Source organism: Paraperibacillus esterisolvens (assembly GCF_046237625.1).
In the GTDB taxonomy this organism is placed as follows: Bacteria; Bacillota; Bacilli; order Bacillales; family DSM-1321; genus Paraperibacillus; species Paraperibacillus esterisolvens.
The window spans coordinates 1,799,488-1,822,922 of the sequence record NZ_CP143545.1 but is presented as its reverse complement, the minus strand read 5'-3'; the positions used below and the strand labels follow the sequence as shown (position 1 = coordinate 1,822,922).

The 23,435-nt window shown below is 39.8% G+C and carries 26 protein-coding genes and 1 pseudogene; 5 read left to right on the top strand and 22 right to left on the bottom strand.

All coding sequences use genetic code 11. The annotated features are described in order from the left end of the window. Nucleotides 1-434: 434 nt before the first annotated feature. The 5 genes and pseudogenes from V1501_RS09180 to V1501_RS09160 all read right to left on the bottom strand — a co-directional run bounded on the left by V1501_RS09180 (nucleotide 435) and on the right by V1501_RS09160 (nucleotide 2,935). Nucleotides 435-809: a hypothetical protein gene (locus tag V1501_RS09180; RefSeq protein ID WP_409292758.1), complete on the bottom strand. Its 375-nt coding sequence runs from the start codon at nucleotides 807-809 to the stop codon at nucleotides 435-437. Nucleotides 810-1,356: 547 nt separating this feature from the next. Continuing rightward, a pseudogene (locus V1501_RS09175) lies at nucleotides 1,357-1,535 on the bottom strand (ADP-ribose pyrophosphatase); the annotation flags it as partial. A 72-nt stretch (nucleotides 1,536-1,607) separates the two neighbouring features. After that, complete coding sequence (locus tag V1501_RS09170) at nucleotides 1,608-1,925, bottom strand: hypothetical protein (RefSeq protein WP_409292757.1); 318 nt, start codon at nucleotides 1,923-1,925, stop codon at nucleotides 1,608-1,610. Between the two features lie 118 nt (nucleotides 1,926-2,043). Next, nucleotides 2,044-2,448, bottom strand: coding sequence for a hypothetical protein (locus V1501_RS09165; RefSeq protein ID WP_409292755.1), 405 nt, complete (start codon nucleotides 2,446-2,448; stop codon nucleotides 2,044-2,046). A 55-nt stretch (nucleotides 2,449-2,503) separates the two neighbouring features. After that, nucleotides 2,504-2,935, bottom strand: coding sequence for an NUDIX hydrolase (locus V1501_RS09160; protein WP_409292754.1), 432 nt, complete (start codon nucleotides 2,933-2,935; stop codon nucleotides 2,504-2,506). 111 nt (nucleotides 2,936-3,046) lie between these two features. Here V1501_RS09160 and V1501_RS09155 point away from each other — a divergent pair, with 111 nt between their 5' ends. The 3 genes from V1501_RS09155 (at nucleotide 3,047) to V1501_RS09145 (ending at nucleotide 5,045) form a co-directional block, all read left to right on the top strand. Beyond that, complete coding sequence (locus tag V1501_RS09155; protein ID WP_409292752.1) at nucleotides 3,047-3,304, top strand: hypothetical protein; 258 nt, start codon at nucleotides 3,047-3,049, stop codon at nucleotides 3,302-3,304. Nucleotides 3,305-3,392: 88 nt separating this feature from the next. Beyond that, a complete protein-coding gene (locus V1501_RS09150; RefSeq protein ID WP_409292751.1) occupies nucleotides 3,393-3,572 on the top strand; it encodes a DUF4083 family protein in 180 nt (59 codons plus the stop codon). Nucleotides 3,573-3,674: 102 nt separating this feature from the next. Beyond that, entirely contained in the window at nucleotides 3,675-5,045 is a 1,371-nt protein-coding gene (locus V1501_RS09145) for an MFS transporter (RefSeq protein ID WP_409292749.1), read from the top strand. A gap of 80 nt (nucleotides 5,046-5,125) precedes the next feature. On the opposite strand, the gene V1501_RS09140 is transcribed toward V1501_RS09145, so the two are convergent. The 5 genes from V1501_RS09140 to V1501_RS09120 form a co-directional block, all read right to left on the bottom strand. Continuing rightward, nucleotides 5,126-5,305, bottom strand: coding sequence for an SE1832 family protein (locus V1501_RS09140; RefSeq protein ID WP_409292748.1), 180 nt, complete (start codon nucleotides 5,303-5,305; stop codon nucleotides 5,126-5,128). 241 nt (nucleotides 5,306-5,546) lie between these two features. Next, nucleotides 5,547-6,989, bottom strand: a complete 1,443-nt coding sequence (locus tag V1501_RS09135) for a glycoside hydrolase family 32 protein (protein WP_409292747.1) — start codon at nucleotides 6,987-6,989, stop codon at nucleotides 5,547-5,549. 12 nt (nucleotides 6,990-7,001) lie between these two features. Then, a complete protein-coding gene (locus tag V1501_RS09130) occupies nucleotides 7,002-7,835 on the bottom strand; it encodes a carbohydrate ABC transporter permease (protein ID WP_409292745.1) in 834 nt (277 codons plus the stop codon). Continuing rightward, nucleotides 7,832-8,779 carry a carbohydrate ABC transporter permease gene (locus V1501_RS09125; RefSeq protein WP_409292744.1) on the bottom strand — a complete coding sequence of 316 codons (948 nt, stop codon included), beginning with the start codon at nucleotides 8,777-8,779 and terminating at the stop codon, nucleotides 7,832-7,834. The genes V1501_RS09130 and V1501_RS09125 overlap by 4 nt, the downstream gene beginning before the upstream one ends. Before the next feature lie 60 nt (nucleotides 8,780-8,839). Beyond that, nucleotides 8,840-10,219 (bottom strand): ABC transporter substrate-binding protein, encoded by a 1,380-nt coding sequence (locus tag V1501_RS09120; protein ID WP_409292743.1) that lies wholly within the window; start codon nucleotides 10,217-10,219, stop codon nucleotides 8,840-8,842. A gap of 207 nt (nucleotides 10,220-10,426) precedes the next feature. Here V1501_RS09120 and V1501_RS09115 point away from each other — a divergent pair, with 207 nt between their 5' ends. Further along, nucleotides 10,427-11,425, top strand: coding sequence for a LacI family DNA-binding transcriptional regulator (locus V1501_RS09115; protein WP_409292741.1), 999 nt, complete (start codon nucleotides 10,427-10,429; stop codon nucleotides 11,423-11,425). A gap of 232 nt (nucleotides 11,426-11,657) precedes the next feature. Here V1501_RS09115 and V1501_RS09110 read toward each other — a convergent pair whose 3' ends face one another. The 10 genes from V1501_RS09110 to V1501_RS09065 all read right to left on the bottom strand — a co-directional run bounded on the left by V1501_RS09110 (nucleotide 11,658) and on the right by V1501_RS09065 (nucleotide 19,983). Then, nucleotides 11,658-11,993, bottom strand: coding sequence for a hypothetical protein (locus tag V1501_RS09110; RefSeq protein ID WP_409292740.1), 336 nt, complete (start codon nucleotides 11,991-11,993; stop codon nucleotides 11,658-11,660). A 288-nt stretch (nucleotides 11,994-12,281) separates the two neighbouring features. Continuing rightward, nucleotides 12,282-12,572, bottom strand: coding sequence for a hypothetical protein (locus tag V1501_RS09105; protein WP_409292739.1), 291 nt, complete (start codon nucleotides 12,570-12,572; stop codon nucleotides 12,282-12,284). A gap of 95 nt (nucleotides 12,573-12,667) precedes the next feature. After that, complete coding sequence (fdhA, locus tag V1501_RS09100; protein WP_409292738.1) at nucleotides 12,668-13,888, bottom strand: formaldehyde dehydrogenase, glutathione-independent; 1,221 nt, start codon at nucleotides 13,886-13,888, stop codon at nucleotides 12,668-12,670. Between the two features lie 591 nt (nucleotides 13,889-14,479). Further along, nucleotides 14,480-15,265: an SDR family oxidoreductase gene (locus tag V1501_RS09095; protein WP_409292737.1), complete on the bottom strand. Its 786-nt coding sequence runs from the start codon at nucleotides 15,263-15,265 to the stop codon at nucleotides 14,480-14,482. A 418-nt stretch (nucleotides 15,266-15,683) separates the two neighbouring features. Continuing rightward, complete coding sequence (gene dhaM, locus V1501_RS09090; protein WP_409292736.1) at nucleotides 15,684-16,073, bottom strand: dihydroxyacetone kinase phosphoryl donor subunit DhaM; 390 nt, start codon at nucleotides 16,071-16,073, stop codon at nucleotides 15,684-15,686. Next, nucleotides 16,070-16,699 (bottom strand): dihydroxyacetone kinase subunit DhaL, encoded by a 630-nt coding sequence (gene dhaL / locus V1501_RS09085; RefSeq protein WP_409292734.1) that lies wholly within the window; start codon nucleotides 16,697-16,699, stop codon nucleotides 16,070-16,072. The genes dhaM and dhaL overlap by 4 nt, the downstream gene beginning before the upstream one ends. A gap of 31 nt (nucleotides 16,700-16,730) precedes the next feature. Continuing rightward, nucleotides 16,731-17,726 (bottom strand): dihydroxyacetone kinase subunit DhaK, encoded by a 996-nt coding sequence (dhaK, locus tag V1501_RS09080; protein WP_409292733.1) that lies wholly within the window; start codon nucleotides 17,724-17,726, stop codon nucleotides 16,731-16,733. A gap of 410 nt (nucleotides 17,727-18,136) precedes the next feature. Next, nucleotides 18,137-18,421 (bottom strand): hypothetical protein, encoded by a 285-nt coding sequence (locus V1501_RS09075; RefSeq protein ID WP_409292731.1) that lies wholly within the window; start codon nucleotides 18,419-18,421, stop codon nucleotides 18,137-18,139. Between the two features lie 135 nt (nucleotides 18,422-18,556). Next, nucleotides 18,557-18,742 (bottom strand): hypothetical protein, encoded by a 186-nt coding sequence (locus tag V1501_RS09070; protein ID WP_409292729.1) that lies wholly within the window; start codon nucleotides 18,740-18,742, stop codon nucleotides 18,557-18,559. A gap of 410 nt (nucleotides 18,743-19,152) precedes the next feature. Continuing rightward, nucleotides 19,153-19,983 carry a hypothetical protein gene (locus V1501_RS09065; RefSeq protein ID WP_409292728.1) on the bottom strand — a complete coding sequence of 277 codons (831 nt, stop codon included), beginning with the start codon at nucleotides 19,981-19,983 and terminating at the stop codon, nucleotides 19,153-19,155. Between the two features lie 214 nt (nucleotides 19,984-20,197). Here V1501_RS09065 and V1501_RS09060 point away from each other — a divergent pair, with 214 nt between their 5' ends. Beyond that, nucleotides 20,198-20,593, top strand: a complete 396-nt coding sequence (locus V1501_RS09060) for a (deoxy)nucleoside triphosphate pyrophosphohydrolase (protein ID WP_409292727.1) — start codon at nucleotides 20,198-20,200, stop codon at nucleotides 20,591-20,593. Nucleotides 20,594-20,618: 25 nt separating this feature from the next. Here V1501_RS09060 and V1501_RS09055 read toward each other — a convergent pair whose 3' ends face one another. Both V1501_RS09055 and V1501_RS09050 read right to left on the bottom strand, forming a co-directional pair. Beyond that, nucleotides 20,619-22,616: a DUF3427 domain-containing protein gene (locus V1501_RS09055; RefSeq protein WP_409292726.1), complete on the bottom strand. Its 1,998-nt coding sequence runs from the start codon at nucleotides 22,614-22,616 to the stop codon at nucleotides 20,619-20,621. Beyond that, entirely contained in the window at nucleotides 22,600-23,427 is an 828-nt protein-coding gene (locus V1501_RS09050) for a DEAD/DEAH box helicase family protein (protein ID WP_409292724.1), read from the bottom strand. Before V1501_RS09050 ends, V1501_RS09055 begins: the two co-directional genes overlap by 17 nt. Between the last annotated feature and the right edge of the window lie 8 nt (nucleotides 23,428-23,435).

Genomic DNA, 23,435 nt, shown 5'->3' with positions numbered 1-23,435 from the left:
TCTCATTTAGCGACAAGAGACTTCTTAGAAATTTTTAAAAGGATTAGAGAAAATAATCATAATGACCTTGGAGCTGCTTATGAATCCAATTGAAGGCTTTTCTAATGTAACAGTAGAAGATTGCTTCCTTTTTAAACCGTTTCATTATTTATATTTACATCTGTACGATACGGGACATTGTAAATCAGTATTTTTAAAATCCGTGGAATTCATAGCAAGCTGAACACCACTTTCTTTGCCTGCCGATGGAACAAGAAAATGGGAAGGAATAAAAGAGTTTTTATGTTTCAACATAGACAAGTTATCCTTTTTCTGTTTTTCAAATGACCTCTACTAATGCCCCTGAACATTGAAGTTATTACATCCCAACCTTATTTTTCAGTTACTGTTACGAATTAGAAAAAGGCCACTCTTTGCAGCCTGAACAATTACAATTATGCATTATTGTTTTGTTTTAGAAGTACTGCCACCACAATAACAGCAGCGGCTCCTGATAAATATTTTACCGCGTAAATTATCTTATCTATGATTTCTTTTCGATTATTTGCCTGGACATAGTCTTTAAGAGTCTCTGCCTTGATTTGGTCATCTTTTATATCTTTTAAAGCCTTAATTATTTCAATTGCTTTTTCCTTTTCATTTTTAGAGACTTCCTTATCTAGCTCAGTAAAATGTTTCAAAATGTTAAGATTGTCAAAAGTTATTTTTGCCTGCTCACTAATTTTACTACCAATTTCAGATGCTTTTTCACCCAGTTTATTGCCAAACTCGACTATTTTACTTTTTTCTGTTTCTTGCTTTTCCTCCATGTCTACACCTCCATTAAGTTCTTTATTTTTTTACGCAAGTAATAAAAAAAGGTTTCATGAATATAAAAAAATATATATCCTATTACCTTCTATGAAAAGTAGGATAAATATGTAATCCGTCCTTTTTTGTTTGCATCTCCACCCTCTCTTGTCTCTTTTTTCTGCCTTTTTGATGTATTGTAATCCATTTATTTGTTTCCTTACTCTCTTTTTTTCTTGGCACCGTTCCAAAATATATTTCAAATGTTCCATCAAAATAATACTAATAGAGGAATTCAACTCCAGCAAGAAGATTATCAAAACAAACCAGACGTTGAGCTACACCCAAAGCAATATGCAAGAGTCCTTATGAAATCGAATTCGTTATTATCTGATCGAAACCTTCAAGGTGAAATTCGCTCGAGTTGCTCCTTCAATTAAAAATTATTTTAGAAGTATTTTGTATATGCCGTTCCAAAAACAGGTATCGGATGTGGAGTTTAATTCCTTGCCAAGAGTCTATAAACTATAAACTTGCCGGAATGGCAATATTATGGTTTAAGTGACATTTCGTTTCCCTGATGGAGGCTGCTCGAAGAAATCCGCCTTCCTCCACCTGTCCGCCCGGCATTCTCTTCTTCTTGGTCCTTTGAAAAGGAGGAAATCATTTTGTTCGTTGATCTCAATGGCTGCTACTGACACAACGTGTCTATGCGGCGAGTAAACGGCTCGAGTGCTGTGTACCAAACTTCTTGCTCTTATTTTCTCGAACTTATTATACGTTCTAATCTTTCTCAAATTATAAGAAATGAGCTTATCTTAACGAGTCCCTAGCCACCTAATCCATCCAAACATAATAAAAACGATTCCTGCAAGGAAAGAACCAAACGGAAACATCAGCGGGTAGAAGATAGTAGGGTAACCCACTGCTTCATCAGTTTTATATCCAAGGTTTTCTGGTGTAACCATGAATGCCAGCAGCAATGTTGTTCTGTAAGGCAGTTTTTTTCTCCCTTCGTTATCAAATGCCTCTTCCTTCACTTGTCCGTTTTTATCAATCCACAATATTCTCCAGCTATTATTCTTTACTTCGTCATTCCCAAACCTCTGAATCAACAGGAGGGATTCTTTATTCATTTTCTTATCAACAACTAACATGAGTTCTAAGTAACTGGTATACCTATCGTTTTCAATATTGCCTGGCTGGATTTCAATGGGGATGGAAGAGGAATATTCTTTTTTATTAATGAAGACCTCAACAGGAGACTGCGCACTTTCCGGAAATACCTGTTCGATGTCCGGTGAATTCTTTACTGGAAAGGTGGATAACCGAATTCCCATATTTAATGGTGCGGCTAAAATTCCCCTTGTTGTCCACTTTCTTCATTTGCATGTCCAATAACTCTATGCTTGGAATTGCTGCTTCTGGTGAGCTGCCATTTCTGAGTATGTACGCTTTCCCAATGGCTTCTATCCCGATGTTTCCGTTTTTTTCTACATAATAGCTGCTATCTTTAAATCCAACAAGATTAATATTATCCCTGGGTTCCTCTTTAGCGGTATATTGGACCTCCTGAAAATTTAAGACCATGACGAGCACTGATACGATTAGAAGAAGAATACCGGTGATGGTAGGAATAATTCCTTTTGCTATTTTCAAGGAATCCCTCCTTTTCTACTGTCTCACATAATAAAAAAATCCATTAATACATGATTTAAAACTCCATCAAAAACGGCTGGCTGCTTTCATCGAGACACAATTGAATTCTTTTCCTGAAGTTTGAATAACTCACCATCTCCAGTGCTTCTTCAACCGGAAAAAATCTGACTTCCAGGCTTTCGGCACTGGTCGTTGGAATGCCTCCGATTGGCTTCGCTAAGAAAAGTGTGTTGCAGATAGATCTGCTTACATTCTGGAATATACCGCAGAACTTCACTACTTCAATATCAATGCCTGACTCTTCTTTCGTTTCCCTGATGGCTGCTGCCTGAAGAGATTCCCCTTCCTCCACCTGTCCGCCCGGCATTTCCCAGCCTCTTCTTGGTCCCTTGATCAGGAGGATTTCATTTTGTTCATTAATCACGATGGCCGCTGCTGACACGATGTGCCTGGGCGGAGAGTAAACGGCTCCAGTGCTATGTACCAAACTTTTTCCCCATTTCTATAAGTGATTGCTCTGATTCTCTCATATTATCATAATAAATTTGGACGGCACATAAAATACTGTAATATAATGGAATCATAAGGAGGTTTCTCAATGAATTCAAATAATGAAAATAATGACTCTATTGAACTAGAACCTCAAGATAACTCCGTAACTGAAAATCACAATTCAAATGATCCCAACCATCCCCTGCATCTTTACAACCATATCATGGCTGGTGGCGAACTCAGCAAGGAAAGCTTCAATTTAGAAAGAAAGCCGGCCTTCATCAGGGTGATCGGCTATGTAATACTAGGCTTTTTTGTTCTTATGCTGATTGGAATCCCGGTCTTATCTTTTATCATGGAGTGATTTTCACAAGTCTGTCCCCTTTTTTTGCTGCGGGCAGGCTGTTTTATTTACGCAGGATCCGATTAAAAAATAGAAAGCAGGAATATATGTGCTCAATATAGCGGCCCTCTTGTTCTGGTTCCTGATAATCGCCCTCATTGTATTATTCTTCATTTCATTAACCCTGTATATTGCAAGAGCCCTCGGGCGAGACAAACAAAAACAGCGAGATGAAATAGAAAAAAAGCTCGATCGAATCATAGAATTACTGGAACAAGACAAAAAATGAACCTGTGCCTCCTTTTGCGGAAGTGCAGGTTCATTTAATTAACAACGGTAATTATTTTACTATATAATAAACCTACTATTTAAATTTGCTTCCCAGACTGAGGTGTTCGTATTGGCTGCATTACCTAAAAAACATATCCTTCTGATTGTTACGGTGGCACTCGGCATCCTGCTGAATCCATTGAATTCTTCCATGATCGCTGTGGCCATGTCACGAATTCAGGAGGACTTTTCTCTTTCCTTCAGAGATGCTTCCTGGCTGATTTCTACATATTATCTGGCCAGCGGCATCGGACAGCCTGTAATGGGCAAGCTTGCGGACGCCTTTGGGGCAAAACGGATGTACCTCATCGGCCTCCTGCTGATAGCCGTCTCCTCCGCAGCGGCGCCCTTCTCGCCTTCTTTCGGCTGGCTGATCGCGATACGGATGATCCAGGCAATCGGCAGCTCGGCTCTGTTCCCGGCCGGCATGGGGCTCGTACGTTCCTCCATCACGGAGAACCAGGCACAGGCACTTGGAGTGCTGTCGATCTTCTCTTCCGTGTCGGCAGCCTTCGGACCATCCATCGGCGGGTTCCTTGTGGATTGGGGTGACTGGCCAGCCATCTTTATGATCAACTTCCCGATCATCATAGCCGCCTTCATCCTGGCTGTCAAAGTCCTGCCGAAGGGCACAAAGACAGCGGGCAGGAAGGCCAGAATCGATTATCCCGGCATCCTGTTATTTTCGCTCATGATCCTAAGCTGGCTGCTGTTTTTATTGGATCTGCAAAATGGGGTTAGTTTTATCAAACTGGGGTTAAGCATCATTTCAACCATTCTTTTTTATATGGTTGAAAAGCGGCTGCAAGAGCCGTTTGTCGATGTGATCGCCTTGAAAAAGAACGTCAACATGAGCCTGGTGTATGTGCAGTTCATCCTGGTCAATATTGTCTTTTACTCGATCTTTTTCGGAATGCCGCTCTACCTGCAGGACTTCCGCCATTTCGATTCCAAGACAACCGGCCTCATCATGCTGGCTGTCGCCGGCTTTGGCGTCATCGTCTCGCCGCTCGCCGGACGCTGGATTGACCGGAAAGGCTCCAAGCCGTCCCTGTTGGCAGGTGCCGTATCCATCATCGCCGGTTCCCTGCTGCTCACGACGGTCCAAACGCAGTCACCCGTTGCCTGGATCGTCATCTGCCTATCCGTCCTTGGCTTAAGCAACGGCTTCAACAATCTCGGGCTGCAGACGGCCCTATATTCCTTTGTACCGCGAAGCGAAACCGGCGCTGCATCCGGATTGTTTATGACCTCGCGCTATATCGGAACCATCCTTTCTTCCAGCCTCCTCGGCATCCTGTTCGGCAGGCAGGTCACCACCGACCACCTGCATACGATGGCTCTGACCAGTGGGGTCATCGGTGTGATCGTCCTCCTGCTGACTGTTCGGATGTCAGGAAGTGCTTTGAGGAAGAGGGAGACTGACAGCTAAGATTAGGTCTTTAACTGTCTGGATCCATATCAAAACCCCTGCATTTTGCAGGGGTTTTCAAATGTTTTTGTCAAACGCACCTATGCAAGCTCCCTCAGCTGCTGGTTCAAAGAGGCCAATTCCTCTTCAATCTCACTCAACTGTCTTTCCAGGGGAGAGATATTGCCATTCACGGATTCCAGCTTTTCCAGGTCGTTCTGTAGGCGGATATAGTCTGATTTCAGGTCCTGGATTTTGTATTCGATTTCTGATTTGGTCATGGGGAATGCCTCGTTTCTTTGTTTGGGTAGTTTAATTATATCAAAAGAAAAGATTGTTTTATTCATGAAAGTACTTTGTGTCTATCCTGAACATAAAAAAGAAAGCAGTCCCGGATAACCGGAAATGCTTTTCTTTTTTGTGCTGTCAGCATGTGCGAAGGTGCTTTTGAAATAGACGGTTGACTTTCGTTCTGGTTTCTTTTTCGTTTTTTTCAAATTGTCGCCAACAAAGCCGCAGGAATCAAGATTTAAAAGTTTCTAGCCGGACTTCTTTCAATTCTGTATTCATTCCGGAAATGGATATCCCCGTTCCTTTATTTAGATCATAAGCTGTAAAGCTAACTACTTTTTCCCCTGAATTGATAAATAATTCAACAGAATGTAAATCATAATAAAATTCTAGCGTTTTCTCACCTTTTAAAGTACTAAAACAATTATCAAGCAAGATGGAATCCTGAGACCCGTAATCAGAATTCATGTTAAGTGTGTTTTTTTCTAAATCAAACTCATACCTTGTGGACTTTTCCTCATTCTTGTTTAATTCAATGGTAAATCTCGTATTGTTTTCAGTGATTTGAACCTTTACGTAACCTGCCTCTTTCCCCGCTATATCCAGACCTGCCTGCAAGTTATAATTCTCATAAACGATAGATTCTTGGAAGTGCTTTTCATGAACGATAAATGGAGCTTGAATCAAGTCGGAATTTTTAATACTTAGCTGTCTGGGAATGGACATCATCCCATTGTACCCATATTCTTTCGGAGGCATAGTATCGTGCCAGCGGTGCATCCAGCCAATTAATAGTCTTTCTCCATCTTTCCCTTGTGTCGATTGGGGGGCATAAAACGTATGACCATAATCAAGGTGTCCTTTTTTGTGTGTGGTGAAAATACCCTGTTCAAAGTCCATTTCCCCAATTACGTAAGCTGTTTTATTTTCAATGTGATCACTATACTCGGGATCACATGGCATTTCTGAAAACAACAGCACATCCTTGTCATTGATCCGAAATAAATCAGGGCATTCCAATAAAGTATTATCATCAAACTGGGGCTGATAAATCGACGAATGAAAAGTCCAGTCAAACAAGTTGATCGACTTAAACATAATTATTTCTCCGCGCCTTTGTTTGTTCCTTACTGCTAATATACAATAATAAACGCCATCAACTTCAAGTATCTTCGGATCTCTAAAATCACAGATCAAGTAGCCATCTGGCAGCTGTTCTTTTCCAATTACCGGATTCTGTGGATACTTTTCAAACTTAACACCATCACTGGAATAAGCTAAACACTGACATTGTGAAATTTCCTGCTCATCTTTATCAAAACCAAGATTGGGATCAATATGACCTGTATACATCAGATATAATTTTCCTTCTTTTTCAATCGCACTTCCAGAAAAGCAGCCATTCGCATCATATGCCTTGTCATTAGCCAGCGCCTCGGGCAGATATTGCCAGTTAATAAAGTCATTTGTTTTAGCATGTCCCCAATGGATGTCATTCCAGACAATATCATAAGGGTTATGCTGATAAAAAAGGTGATATTCCCCTTCATAAAAAATAAATCCGTTCGGATCGTTCATCCACCCGATTTCAGGAGAAAAGTGATATAGCGGCCTGCTTGTCACTTTCTCTTTATTTTGCATAATAAATTCGTTTGCTTTTTGTAATCGATTCATTGTGCACCCCTCTTATTTAATTCCACTTTGAATGGAGCCCTCAACTATGTATTTTTGGAAAATAACATATAATATCACAATCGGGATCGTGACTATTGTTAGTGCAGCCATGATATGACTTGTGAAAATGTTATAGGTATCACTGAAAATAGCATTTAAAGCCACTTGGACTGGCATTAGATCCTGATCCGATAAAGCCATGACCGGCCATAGGAAATCGTTCCAGGAGGCAAGGAAGGTCAGGATTCCTACCGTAATATACATACTCAGGCTGGATGGAATGACAATCCTTAAGAAACAGCCAATTTCACTTAACCCGTCAATCTTCCCTGATTCGATCAGTTCGCCGGGAAATGATAAAAAGTGCTGCCTGAATAAGAAAATATTCATGACATTTACGAAAAAAGGAAGTAAATATCCAGGAGCAGTATTAATCAAACCCATTTCATTAACGACCGAAAACAATGGAAGAATGGTCGCTTCAACCGGCACGATCATTAAAGCAATAATAAAAATGAGAATTCCGTCTTTAAACGGAAATTTAAATCTCGCAAGTGCATATCCCGCTAAGGAATTAATCGTTAAGCCGAATACAACAGTAAGAGATGCATAAATGAGACTGTTTAATAGATATTGAAAAATATTGTAGAAACTCAATAATTCCGTATAGGACTTCAATGAGAGATCAGAAAATCTGGGGAATATGGCATAAATACTGCCTATGTCCCTGTAGATAACCTCATCTATTTTAAAAGAAGAAAGCACCATCCACAGCAGAGGAATAATAAATTGAAGAGCAATCACTATGGCTAAAATATAGAACAAACACTTCTTTACCATCTTCATGCAACATTCTCCTCTCTAAATAACTTCTTGATTCCAATGGACAGAATTACAAGGAATAATGTAAACATTAACGTGATGGCACTCGCATATCCAATATTTCTATGCCGGAATCCGTATTCATAGATATATTGCAAAATAGTCATCGTTGAGTAATCAGGCCCTCCGCCTGTCATTACCATCGGCTGTACAATCAGTTTAAAGGCCTGAATGGTGGTAGTGATTACCAAAAACATCGTTATGGGTTTTAATGATGGAAGTGTGATATAAAAAAACCGTTGAAAAGGATTGGCGCCATCAATCTCTGCTGCTTCGTACATTTGTTGATCAATGTTCTTTAAACCGGCTAAAAAAATCATCATCTGATATCCGCACCCGGACCAGGCCGAAATGACGACAATACTGTACATTGCCTGAGAAGCACTTGCGAGGAAAGGCTGTTTTCCAATTCCCAGATTTGCTAATATTTCGTTGATGAGTCCTGATGTCGGGTTCAGCATTACCGTCCAGAGGATGGAGATGACGACCAAGGATAGAACGGCCGGTGAAAAGTATGCGGTTCGGAAAATACCGACGCCTTTAATTTTCTTGTTTGCAATCAAGGCTAAACCGAGTGCTATAGATAGCTGCAGCGGGACAACCAGGACAACGAATTTAATGGTATTGAGAAAACTTTGTTTCAATACATCATCAGACAACATTTGTTTAAAGTTATCTAAGCCGTTGAATTGTTTAGCATTAGGCTTTAATAAATAATAATCGGTAAATCCATAGGTAAAGGCTAAGATGATTGGAAGTACGATGAATAAAATAGCAAGTATCATGGCGGGAGTTAAAAAGCTGTAGGCTGAAATTACTTCACCCTTCTTATAATGTTCGCTCTGCCGATAATGTTCCGTTGTATTTCTCACTTGTATAAACCGGCTTCTTTTTTCTAATTTCATCATTTCACATCCTTATTATAAATAAAGAGGTGAGGCAGGAAACCCCACTCTCTTTATCACCAATTACTTTCTATATTTCGCAAATTCCTTATCAATTTTTTTAACAGCATCATCTGTAATTTTTTTGATGGCTGCTGAATCTGTTACTTTATTTTGCCCAATCTTTAATAGTACATCTTTTGCAAATGTTTCAGATAAATATGGATATCCCGGAGATACAGGACGGGCTTTATTGGTGTTTTCCACTTGATACTTTAAGACAGTCCATGCTTCGTTGTGGTACTTATTATCGGTATTCGTATCAATTTCGGATAGTGATTTGGTTTTTGAAGGAATGGATCCATTCTTATGGTAATACTCTTTTGACGCTTCATCATTATTCAGCCATTCCATGACTTCAACAACTTTTTTAACACGTTTTTCATCTTCCTCCTGGCCATTCCGAACAAATGCCCAGCTTCCGGATGGAGTATATAAACCATCATAGTTTTCACTCATTTTCGGGTAACGGACCGTTCTGAACTTCAAGTCAGGAAAGTTGTTTGTCAGTTCATTTACATACCAGAAACCACTGACCGATAAAGCGGTTTTGCCGGAGTGGAACGCTTTTTCCGATTCAGAAACACTAGCCAGAGCCGGGTCTTTAAACAATTGTGCATATTTTGTTAAAGCCTCCACCGATTTATCGCTATTCAAAACTCCATCGACGGTCACACCATCTTCATCAACAATATTGGTGTTATTTCCCCAAAGCAGCGGTGTGAAATAATAGGTTCCTGTTTCATAAACTCCGCTTGCTACATCCGTTAGTAATGTACTGACAGCTGTTTCATAGTTAGCAAACGCAGGATTATCTGAGGTCTTTGCAAATTCATCAATTTTCCTTGCCAGTGTCAAGAATTGATCCCAAGTCCAGTCTTTATCGGCTGCAGGGATTAATGCTTTTACATCTTGAGGAAGTGCATTGATCATATCTTCGTTATACATAACCGCTACACCAGAATCGGTGTATCCCATTCCGTAAAACTTCCCATCCACTGTTCCCTGTTCAACAATAGCTTTTGTGAAACCATCTTTAAATCCGTCACTCATGTAGTCATCTAATTCTCCAAGAAGTCCTGAGTCAACATAGGCGGCAATGTCAGGGCCATCAAGTGTAAAAATATCAGGCAGGTTATTTGCCGTAATCGCTGCATTCAATTTATCTATGTACCCAGAGCCGGCACCTGCACGTGTAATATTTTGTATTTCCACTTTTGGTCCATCTGGATGCTTTGCATTATAACTCTTCACACGATCTGCAAACATTTTGCCTTCTGGATGATCAGCTGAAGCTTGGGTCCAAATTACGATTTTCTCATTACTGCTGGCTTCTTTTGATTTACAACCAATCAGGGATAAAGCTAAAGCAACCATCGTCATAAACAAGAATACTTTTCTCATACTTTAATAGAGCCCCCCACTTTTTGAATAAACCGTGAAAACGTATTCACCGTTCTAAAAGAAATGTTACAATGTTGCAAAAATTCTGTCAATACTTATTTTAAGCGTTTACAAAAACAGGATTTATTTATATGATTAAGTGGGAAGATAACTTATATCTCTTAGAAAATCATATTTTAGAATACGTATTCTAGAAGGAGTCACACTATGAAAATGACAATGAAGGAGATTGCAAAATTAGCCAATGTATCGCAGTCTACCGTTTCACGAATAATAAATGGCAATACAGGAGTCAATGAAGAATCTGCAAAGCGTGTTCTTGATGTTATTGAAAAGGTTGGGTTTATCCCAAATAAAGCAGCACAAACACTCAAAAGGAGTCATTCACATATTATAGGTGTCTGCGTTACAGAAACATATAATCCATATTTTATTGAATTAATAGATCAGTTAGAGTCGCAGGCACGTAAACATGGTTATAACATTCTGCTGCATAATTCTAATCATAATCCTATTCAGGAATGGGAGAGCATTCAAAATTTTATCTCTCGTCAGGTAGATGGCATCATTATTGTGCCCACTGGTGATTATAATCTTGAGCGCATGAGCAAGCTGTCAACTCCTTCCGTAGTCATTACTCAAAACCGCAAGTATTTGGATAGTGTTGGCCTCGACCACGCTTTAGCAGGAAAAATTGCAGCTGAAAAGTTTATCCATGCGGGTCATAAATCATTCGGTTTCATTGGAACTGAACCGGATGACAAATTTTTTGGCTATAGAATGGCATTAAACGAAAACGGCATCAAATTAAAAGAAGAGAACTATGTTCAGCTCGATGAATCATCCAAGAATAATATCGCAATGCGGCGTGATATTGAAAACTATCTAAATCAGTCAGGGAATGTAATTGATTTTACATGTGCTTTTGCAGCAAACGATATCATTGCTTTAGAATTCATAAATGCCGCAAAAGATAGAGGAATATCCGTACCAGAGGATATAAACATTATTGGATTTGATGACACATACCTTGCAAAAATCATGGGGATCTCAAGCATCCACCAGCCTATCGAAGAAATGGTCACAACAACCTTCGAGCTGCTGTTAAATCGGATGGAAAATGAAGTATCATCTAAACCTGTACAAATCAAATTGAATCCAACATTGATTGAAAGAAACAGCTCTAATTTAGTTAGAGTGCCCTAACCATTTTGGAACTAAACTTGTTCCATTTGGAGGCTCACTCAGCTTGATATCCCGGTTTAGTATTTAATTATAAAAGCCCTGCTCCATCCCAGAAGCAGGGATTTTCATTTTGTTAAATTGCATGCTATAGCGGATTTTCACCTCTTACTTAAATTGCTTCATGGACTATTAAAATAAAGTTGGAAGGGATACAGTGCCTAGAGTACAGCATCCCACAGCCTATTTAATTCCGTCATTTAACAGTAAGCAAGTTAAACTCTCGCAAAAAACTAGGAAGTTCTTCAACAGACTGGAATTTATAAGAATATCCATATGGAATAGGAGTTTCCCCCGTATTAATTCTTTTAGGAAACCTCTTCAACGCTGTGCTGTGGGTTAACCCCTTCGCTACATTTTTCAGCAAGAAAAAGTTCTCTACAGTGACAGGGTTCAACGCCACCGTAATTTCCTTATTGGGCATTAAATAGACTACTTCTTCTGTATCGACATGTTCAAATTCAACTGCTTTGCTTGTCTCTTGTTTGACTGTAAAACTATTTTCTTTAAAAACTTTCATTAACTCTTCCAAAAAAACATCTCCTATTATGTATTGTCACAGTATTCTACCTCGGACTATGCTTCCTCTTCAAATGTTTTTGTCCATGCAAAAATACCTCCGATTCAGCACGTATAGTAAGTGTACCATTTCGGAGGTGTTTTAAAATGTCCATTTATCATTCTTCCCCTATCACCTTTATTGCATTAATGGTTTCAAGGTACAGCTTTTTCCTTTTGCTATCCGAAAGGAAATGCAGGCTGATCCGGTCAATCAAATATAAGGTGCTTGATGTCCAGGCCTGTTGAAATAAAATCATTTCTAAATGGAGTTTAGCTCCTGTGCTGCAAGTCCTGAGCTCCCGATGCCGTAGATGAAAATCCTTTGGGCTTCATTCATCATGTCTAGAACATCGTTGAATGGCTTTGGATTGATGAGCTGCTGGACATTGCCGAGCATTTCCCGGTAGGAGGAGAACAGCTTCTGCTCGATGTCCTCTGCTTCCCGGGCTGTTAAAAAATAGCATGGTTTACAAATGAAGTGAATTAAACGGAAAAAAATCCTGCTCCCCAAGTATGACAGGAAGTAGGATTTTTCGATTTTAGTACCCATAATACAATAATAAATTAAAACTTGAAGTAGACTGGAAATCGCATTATGTTATTAAATTTTAAATACTTAAGGTGCAATAACACCTTATGATTCTATCAACTTCTCACCAGACCATGAGGATCGATAACGAACTTTTTTGATGCCCCGTTATCAAATTCTGCATAGCCGCTCGGTGCTTCATCCAGAGAGATTAATGTCGCGTTAACCGCTTTGGCGATCTGCGCCCTGCCGCTCAAAATGGAATTCATCAGTTCCCTGTGATAGTTCATGACAGGTGTCTGCCCCGTAACAAATGTATGAGCCTTTGCCCAGCCTAACCCCAAACGGATCTTTAAGGTTCCGTGTTTGGCATCATCGTCAACCGCTCCCGGGTCTCCCGTTACATACAGTCCGGGAATTCCGAGTCTTCCGCCTGCTCTAGTGACATCCATTATAGAGTTCAATACGGCAGCTGGAGCCTCCTCATCTGATCCTGCACCATGTCCATGTGCTTCAAAACCGACACAGTCCACAGCACAGTCCACTTCAGGTGCTCCCAGCAGCTGATCAATCTGCTCACCAAGATTGGCATGTTCACGTAAATTGACGGTTTCACAGCCAAAGCTGCGGGCTTGGGCCAAACGTTCATCTATCAGGTCCCCTACAATCACTCTGGATGCCCCTAATAGCTGGGCGGAATGGGCTGCTGCTAATCCAACAGGGCCGGCACCGGCTATGTAAACCGTAGAGCCTGTCTTTACTCCAGCAGAAACCGCACCATGATAGCCTGTCGGGAATATATCAGACAGCATGGTCAAATCCAGGATCTTTTCCATAGCCAGATCTTTATCCGGAAACTTCAACAGCTGGAAATCAGCATATGGGACCATTACATATTCTGATTGTCCGCCAACCCAGCCTCCCATATCTACATATCCATAGGCAGAACCTGCCCGGTCCGGATTCACATTTTCACATACATGGGTATTCCGTTCTTTACAGCTTCTACAGCGTCCGCAAGCAATGTTAAAAGGAACAGAAACTAAATCTCCCTTCTTAATGAATTCAACATCGCTTCCTACCTCAATTACTTCTCCTGTGATTTCATGGCCTAGTACCAGGCCGCTTGGTGCTGTCGTCCTCCCCCTTACCATGTGCTGGTCGCTTCCACAGATGTTAGTGGTAACGACTTTTAAAATAACACCATGATTACACTTCCTACCCACGTTCAAAGGGTTTACTCCAGGGCCGTCCCGCAGAACCAAATCCGGATAACTTATATCCCTTACTCCCACCTCACCTGGTTTCACATAGACTACCGCAAGATTCCCAGCCATACAAAAATCACACTCCCAAAATGTATTGGTAAATCCGCATTTGTAAGCGCTCTCATGTAGTCCTTATTATACTGTTTATTTATAGTTTATCAAATTATAAGTTCTGAATGGATTGTGAAAATTGCTATTCTGCCAATTTTCTATTTCTGAACCAACAGTACGACAATATGAACTACCATCTGAACTAACTAACCTATATCGTTTTTCCTGATACTAGAAATGAGAAGACACTAAAATCGTTAATAATTAATTATAATTTCTCATACCTTTTCCAATGCTAGGAAGATTAAGACAACTGTCGGAAGAGATACATCAGACCGTGTTGCAACTATATTATATTTTAATTTGAAGAAGTTAAGATAGAAAAGCTTTAAGAGAAGGCTTGATATATACTGCAATTTGAATAATTTAGTTTATCAAATATAAGCAATGCTTAAAACCTCAAATAGATGATTAAAGTAATGGTAAAACCCACATAAGACAAACGATGTATTTCCTCTAAAAGAAATACAAAAAGGGAAAAGAGCCGTCTCTCTTTTCCCTTTTTATCAACAGTCCCATACCACAGGTTAAAAGAACTGGAACAAGCGTCTATATGTCCATCTCCCACCACTTTTGTTCTTCTTGCTTCATATCCTTCTCCGTTTGCTGAGGATAGGCAGTTCGGAATTTATGATGGTCAGCTGGTATGATTTCTACCATTTTTGCAATCATATCTTCTGGGTCAAACTGGTTCTTTAACCCTTCTTCCGCCTTTTTTATATCCTCTTTCCTCGTGAAGTTTTTCTCTTCATCGTACCATTTCCATAGCTCTTCTGCAGCGCGATCATTAAAGCCTGTCTTGAAGTCACCAGGGTTAATGGTGGCAACTTTGACTCCGAATCCTTGAAGTTCCAACTGCAGGGTATGGGCAATTGCTTCAATCGCGTGCTTTGTTGCAGCATATGGACCGCCATACGGAGATGCCAAAATTCCAGAAATTGAACTCATGAAAACGATTTTTCCGGTTCCCTTTTCAACCATCTTCCTTGCAGCTATCTGTACTGTTTCCAAGGTCCCGAAAACATTCACCTCAAAAAGTGCCCGAAACCGGTCCATCGGTACCTCACCGAGCGGCCCTCGCTCATTAATGGCAGCATTTGCAACAAATACGTCAAAATCATACTTCTCAATCTGTGCCAGATCCAAAGGGTTCGTAATATCGATTTTAATCACTTCAATAGCCAGTTCCAGATCCTTTGCTTCCCGCAGAAGGTCTGTTTTTTGAGAAGTCAGCTCTGTAGCCGCAATCACACGATGCCCTTTTTTGGCAAGACCAATTGCTGCGCCTCTTCCAAGCCCCGTGCCTGCACCTGTAATGAAAATTGTTTTGCCCATGTTAAATTCCTCCATTCGAATTAGAATGCCAAGTTATTGTTTCCAGTTAGCAGAAAGGGCATACCCAACAGGGGCAATTTAGGTTTCCCTCGAGCTTCCTTCAGGTTCCAAGTCGCCGTGGAAACCTTGCTTTGGGCTATGTACTTACCGCTGCTTAAAATCGTACTCGGGACTTTTCACCCGTTTGAGTTCGCCCATGCTGGGCGAACAAAAAAGATAGATGCTCATGCATCTATCCATCATAAATGATTGTATTCAAAAATCTCTTACCCTGGCAAAACCACAGCTAATGTTTTCATATGAAGCGGAATTGAATTTATTCAGCCAGGGCCACTTGATCTTTCATTCACATGTGTGGCACTCGGCCTCATCAATTATTTTTAATGTGTTATTTATAGAAATAATTTAATTTAAAACGTCAGGTGCGCTTTGGTTTCATCCGGACTTCCTCCGCTGCCTTAACCACTTCATCCAAAGTTCTGCCCATCCCCGCTTCTACAGCAGCGACATAGCCGCCTTCAACCAATGGAGCATCCGCGATTTTTACATGCTCCAGCCCTGATAATTCAATCGCCAGTTCCGCATTCATCACTGAGCTTCCTAAATCGAATAGAAGGATGACCCCTGAATCAGAGTATACGTTTTCAATCGCCTTCTGGATTTTTTCCAGGCTTGTTCCGATTTCGCCATCATCGGTACCTCCAGCTGCTTCAATTGGAACAGTCTGTACGACCTGAGAAACTAAATCTTTTAATCCTTCAGCGATTTTTTCACTATGCGAAATAAACACAACCCCTACCGTGCTCATAAAACCACACCTTCTTCTTCAATCACCTCTGCCAAAGAGCTGAACAGGAAATAACTTGATACAGAACCTGGGTCAAGATGGCCGATTGAGCGTTCACCCAGATAAGCAGCCCGGCCCTTTATGGCTTTCATATCCTTTGTTTTTTCCATGGCCTGTTTTGCTGTTTCTTTAAAATTCTTCACGTCGAACGAAGAACTCTCTTTTAGGAATGATGCAATGGGACCCCAGACATCGACCATCGTTTTTTGATTCTCCTCGGCCTTGCCTCTCTGGATTATTCCATTCAGGCCTTCGAAAACGGCAGCAGAAAGTGAATCATAGTCCACTTCTTCTTTATCCTTCACGGATACAGACATCTTGAGCAGTGCTGTCCCATATAAGGGACCTGAGGCGCCGCCTACCTTAGATAATAATGTCATAGCCCAATCCTTTATGAGATCAGAAGGAGTACCGTAGTCAGCGGCCTTTATTTTTTTCACCGCTTCATCAAATCCCCGGCTCATGTTGATGCCATGATCTCCATCTCCGACAGCCTGGTCGAGGTCGGTAAGATAGGTTTTATTTTCCTGTATCCTGGCGTTTGTTCTCTCAAGCCATTTCACGAAGTGCTCTATCTTTAATCCCATGAACATCATCCTCTCATCTAATATCTCGTGATTAAATACGGAATCCTAATGCTTCAGACGGTGAATCAAGCAAACTCTTAAGTTCATCATCCAATTTTAAAAGCGAAACAGAACAGCCCGCCATGTCGATAGCCGTCATAAACTCGCCTACAAAGGTTTTATAGATAGTTAGCCCGCGCTCTTTAAGAAGCTCACTGACTTTAGCGTTTAGAATATAAAGTTCCATTAAAGGAGTGGAGCCCAGCCCGTTAATCATCACAGCTACTTCATCCCCTGGCATATGTATACCGTCGGCAAGAATTTTTTCCACCAGTGCGGAAGCAATTTCGTCCGCTGTCTGAATTTCACTGCGGGCTATACCAGGCTCTCCATGAATCCCCATTCCGACTTCCATTTCATTCTCACCGATTTCAAATCCTGGTTTTCCTGCAGCAGGAATCGTACATGGTGTCAAAGCCATGCCCATGGAACGCACGCTGGCAATAGTCTTTTCCGCGGCCGCCTTTACCTCTGTAAGCGATGCCCCTGTTTCTGCTTTCGCCCCTGCAATCTTATGTACAAATACCGTTCCCGCAATGCCGCGCCGTCCAGTCGTATACGTACTGTCTTCAACGGCAACATCGTCGTTGACAACTACTTTTTCAACCATAAGCCCTTCCATTTCAGCCAGCTCTGCAGCCATTTCAAAGTTCATGACATCACCTGTATAGTTTTTAATGATCAACAGGACACCAGAACCGCCGTCAACAGCTTTTATTCCTTCTAAAACCTGGTCGGGTGTCGGCGAAGTAAAAACGGAACCACACACAGCGGCATCCAGCATTCCTTTTCCGACAAAGCCTGCATGAGACGGTTCATGGCCACTGCCGCCTCCGCTCACTAAGCCGACTTTTCCCTGTAACGGAGACTCTTTCCTTGCCAACACTGTTGAATTCGGAACCTGCTTAAGCTGGTCTCCGTGTGCAGCAACCATTCCTTTAATCATCTCTTCTACCACAGCATTAGGGTCATTAATAATCTTTTTCATATCCTTACCTCCCATTTATCATGTTTTATCATTCTGATAATCTAAAGAAGTAACAACAGAGTCGCCTCTGGATTTTTGCAGTACGGCAGCACATCTCCTAGTTGTTCATTCGACTTGGAAAGTCAAATATCCTCTTATTTCTCTACAAAGTTAAGGAAGCTGCTTCATATTCTAATAAATTCTTATTATTTACGCTGTTTCCGGCATGACTTCATCTATTATTGAAAGTTAGGATGTTCATAGCCTTATTAAGCTGAGCCTTGTTTATGTCACTATTATTTTTTTGAGTAATAAAGTTCGCTGTGCCTGTTGGTTGCTTTTATAAATAAAAATATCATTACCGCTAAACAAACTCATCTACACCTTGTTGGGCTTATTTCAAAACAACATTCAACAACCAGCCTTCCTTCTTAACCTTTTATTTGCTTCACAATCTCTTTATAATACCGTTCCTTAAAAGCGTGCCTTCGCGGGTATGGGTAATAATACATGGATTCGTTCTTAGTCTGTAACCCATACACTTTCATCCCTGTCTTATTAATAGCTGAAAGCCACTGCTTCTTTAATTGTTGAAGATCCTTTGCCGATTCGGTACTCCATGCAAGCAATATCCATGGATGATTTTCCTGTTCGAATAATGAAATAATGCTTTTATTCAACTCATATACCTTTATTATACTTTCTTTCTGCCTCATTCTTTCTGCCTCACTGCTTCTTTAGAGGAAGTATTCTGTAATGGAAACAAATTATAGATATGTAAGCGTCCATCAAGCGGCTGCTCTCTAACCTCATATAAGATTACCGCCAGCCTAGCATCGTTTTATCAGGTATTACTTCCCCTGTTTTTCATTTTGATCAAAAACTAAAGGCGAAGACTTCAACCTTGCCTTCCCTGGATTTAGCATAATTGTTGAACTAATAGAAGCATGTGATGTTCCAAATTGCTGGTATGTGTACTTACGAAACACATTTCCATTCTCTCCATAAAAGGTACCAAACACATTAAATGTTTCCATTCTATTACCTCTCTTTTTCCATAATTAAGAAAACTATTCGAAAAAGGCGTTAAGATTCCTTTTTCTTTAAAAAAACGAGCAGGTTTTTTTAGGCGACCTGCTTGCAAAAAACATTGGAGGAACACAAAAAAACAGAGTAACCAATTTAACTGATTACTCTGTTCTTCTTAATGCCGCATGGCCTTCCACGGAATTAGTTCAATTAAAGTATTTACTCAGATGTATTTTCTCCAGATGTTTTAAAGGGAAATATATTTTCGTGCTTTATATTTAATAAGTTTATATATCCGTCCGGTTCATCCTTCCACTGATTATTCAGTTGTTTGTACATAAATAACCGCTTGCCATCAGTGGTAATGATTGTTTTGCAATTTATTAAATTCCTCGTTGTAACATATCCAACTGCCTGTTCATAGGCAGAAGTTAGTTAGTGATTGATTTGGACGTTTTGCCTCACAGATCATGAAACAACTCTTTGGATCGGTTGGTACAGTATTAAAGAAAGCTAAATCAATTTTCTTCCACTCAATAGCTAATAATTGTTCTGACCAGCCCATTCCTAGCATAAGCGGTACAATCATATGGGCTACAATTTCATGTTCAGACGGTCGATTGCTGCCCTCTTGCTGGCTATACCATTTGGCAAGTCTTTGAATTCGGGATAATACATTTAATACATCTTCTACCGCATTATTCGGAAGTCCGGCATTAAATAGCTCAATGCCCAACTCATTGTTACTAAATGTGCCCGATCTTAAAGCGGGAAGTGGCTTAAGATCCCTTATTGGCATTTGTAATTTTAACTGAGATACTAGATTTGTGACCCGCGCTTCCCGAACTGCCGTAAACGTCGGCTGCTGTTTATAATTGGAAAACAAAGGTTTACCTCGCTGAATAATTGGTACGGGTTGCGTATACCAGAGGACTCTACGTGTATGCTGAAGATCCCACCCTAACACATCATCAAAGCATTCAACCCACATATATTGATGTTCAGGAATATCTGGTATTAAGCCGACCGCTCTTATCTCATGACCATAGCGTAAAAGAACAATATCCCCTGGTTTAGGATTTTTACAAAAGCTCCTGATCTGATTTGTCATGCTGCTCTTGTTGTATTTTTGCTCATTTTTTAAAAAGTGTCCAGGTGTTCCAGGTCCAATCAACATGACGTCATATTTTAAAAATAAGTCTGTATAATCTCTTGCTCCATCTCCTGCTGCTATTTGCCACACATTCACTTTTATTAGTTTCTCCTCTTTGTATAAGCATGACTACCCGGTACAAAAATATTACGACTTAGTGAGTTAATAAATCTAACTACCAATATTAAAATTGGATTTTTTATATCAGGATTTTTTACTTAGACGCATTGAGTATTAATTCGACATTAATCTACATTTCCCTTTATAATATGTATAATAAAATTAAAAAACATTTAAAGGAAGCTATTAAATGAAAAAAATAGTTAAAGTAGTAGCAGCAATCCTTCAAAACGAACAAAATGAAATACTATGCGCCCTAAGATCCCCCCAAATGACCATCCCAAACATGTGGGAGTTCCCAGGCGGCAAAGTCGAATCAAACGAAGATATCTACTCAGCTCTCAAAAGAGAAATTAACGAAGAACTAGGTTGCCAAATAACAGACCTAGAACTTTTCAACGAAAACACACACGAATACGAAACCTTTATCATTAATCTAATATCAATTAAGTGTAAGGTTGGCAGCGGGGAGCCGCAACCCAGTGAGCACTCCAAACTAATCTGGCTCAATAAAGAAAACCTCAGCTCACTTAAATGGGCACCTGCTGATATCCCTGCAGTCGAACAATTAATGAATGAAGATTAGACAATAGACTTCTCAAATGAGAAGTCTATACTTTTTTTGTGAATTCATTATATAAATTAATTGGCACTTCATGTTCTAATTGAAACTGCACGGTTATTGGTTTTTCTCCAGCATACTCGATGGTATTTCCTTTACCAATATAAATATACGGCTCAATTTCCCCATCAATTTTTTTATATTTCCTTACAAACAGGTGGAGATGGATTCCTCTATCTTTGTTAAAGATAATATTTTTGCCTCTATCTGTTTGTTGGGAGACTGCATTTGGAGTTTGCCATTGGAAAATGCTTTGGCTTTTAAATTCGTCATGGTAGTTTATGCTTTCTTTGATGTCTGCTTCTTTATGAAGATCAATGTATAAGAAATAATCGTTACCATGAGTGATCAGGCCAGAACCTCTAAATGCACTGTGCATTTTTCGATAGTTAGAAAGAAGTGCTGCGTCTACCATTTGATACTGCTCATATAGCTTTAAGTGAGGGACTCCATAATACTCTTGTTTAAATTCTTTTTCATATCTAAACATCGCGTAATTTACAAGGTCCTCAATGTATACTCTAAAACGCTCTTCCTCCAATACCTCCGTAAATGCCCTGGTTTTTGTTAGCTGCTCTCCTTTTAGCTCAAATAGTTTAAGTCTGCTTTTTAATTGTCCTGAATCATAATAATTTTGATTCAAGCATTCCATAGCGTGACGTATACTGTCTTCATCAACATCCTTTATCACTTTAAGCACCTCATAGATCGCTTTATCGAGGGTAATATGTTCATGATTCAGTAGGTATTTAATAATGACAAATTCATAAATTCTTTTTAATGGAAGCTTGCTTGATAATTCCTTTAGAGCCCCTACAAAGTTCCCATGAATTAGGAGCTCACTTAGCAACTCATCCTTCTCTACTTTAGCCACAAATTGTAGATAGGTTTTATCTCTGTTAATAAATTTTATTGGATCAGGAGCCCCATCGTATTTCAAATAATCCATTAAGTACAAAGGAATGCGTCCAGAATTTAATTTTTTAAATTCAAAGTACTCTTCCTTTAAGTACTTAAGTGAATTAAAATTCTCTCCATCAATTTGAGCTAGAATTCGTTCTTGCGAGATTTTATCCATTTGTATATGTGTGCAGCCTGGGATAGCGGAAAATCCTGTAGCAATCGCAACCTTTAGGCTTTCTTTGTCATAATAGCGATTGCCATTAAGTGCGATAGCTATTAGGAAGGTTTTGTTGTGATTTCCGATAAAGTCTAAAACCGTTAAGAAGGTTTTACTCGCATGCTTTCGTAAGCCACGACCTAGCTGCTGAATGAAAATGATGGGTGATTCTGTTGGCCGCAGCATTAGGACTGAATTAACAGAAGGAATATCTACTCCTTCATTAAAAATATCGACCGTAAAGATAAACTGGAGTTCATCTTGGTCATCCTCTAATCGCTGTATATATTCAGCTCGCTTTTCTACAGAATCATCACCAGTTAAATGAATACTGTTGTACCCTCTCTTGTTGAATTCGTCTGCCATATATTCTGCATGCTTTTTACTCACACAAAAGCCTAAGCATTTTCTCTTTTCTCCGTCATGACCATAGAAGTTCATTTTCTCGATAATTAAGTCGACCCGTTCATTCACATTGAGTCGTTTAGTAATTTCTGCAATGTCTTCAATTTGTACATCACTTAAATCAATGCTTTCAACATCTGTAACTCCAAAATAATGGAACGGAATAACAAGATCATCCTCTAGAGCTTCATGAAGACGTACTTCTAAGGCTACATTATTATCAAAGAGATCAAATACGTTTCCTGAATCAGATCGTTCAGGAGTTGCCGTCATTCCAAGGAGAAAGTCCGACTTAAAGTAGTCTAAAATGCTTTCATAAGAGGGACTTGTAGCATGGTGGGCTTCATCAATGATCAGGTAATCAAAATGTTCTCTACTAAACTCATGGTAATATCGAGACAGCGTTTGTATGGTGGCAAATACATAATCGGCACCTGAATTCTTTTCATTCCCTGTAAACAACGAACGTTATATTTTTATTGGGAAGTAGTTTTTCAAAGGTTTCTTTTGCCTTTTTTAATATTTCTTCTCGATGAACGATAAAAAGCAGCCTTTTTGGTTGAAAGCTTCGTACATCAAAGGCAGACATATAGGTTTTCCCTGTACCTGTTGCTGCTATTACAAGAGCCTTCTTTTCGCCAATCTGTCTAACACGACTAAGATTCTCCATAGCCCTTTGCTGCATCCGGTTTGGCGTGATATACTCCGCTCTCTCATAAATTAATCCGCTTGTAGCTTCTATTCTCTTGATACTCTTCAAGAACTCTTCATACTTTAGAAGAAAGTCTTCATCGGCCACTACACTACTATGCCAAAGAGTTTCATATTCCTTAAGCACTTCAGTAATAAAGTTTGAATGATGCTTGGAGATGATTTCGACATTCCACTCTATATTACTTTTCAAAGCACTCTGAGTGATATTTGAAGAACCAATGATGACTTTGTAAAAGTCTTTGTACTCGAAAATATAGGCTTTAGTGTGAAACCCAATTTCTTTATCTGCCACAAAGACCTTAAGATCCACATTGCTAAATTCCTTCAGCTTCTCTAAAGCTTTCGTTTCTGTAAAATTCAAATATGTAGAGGTAATGATCTTTCCCTTTATTCCTCTTTCTCCAGCTTCCCTTAATGGATCTAGTAATAGCTGTAACCCACTAAAATTTATGAACGCCACACTAAAATAAAACCGTTCACAGGTTTGGAGTGAGCTTACCAGCTCACGAAGTAGATTGCCCTTGTCAGAGTTAACAATTAGTTTTTCTTCAACTTGCATCGTGTTGT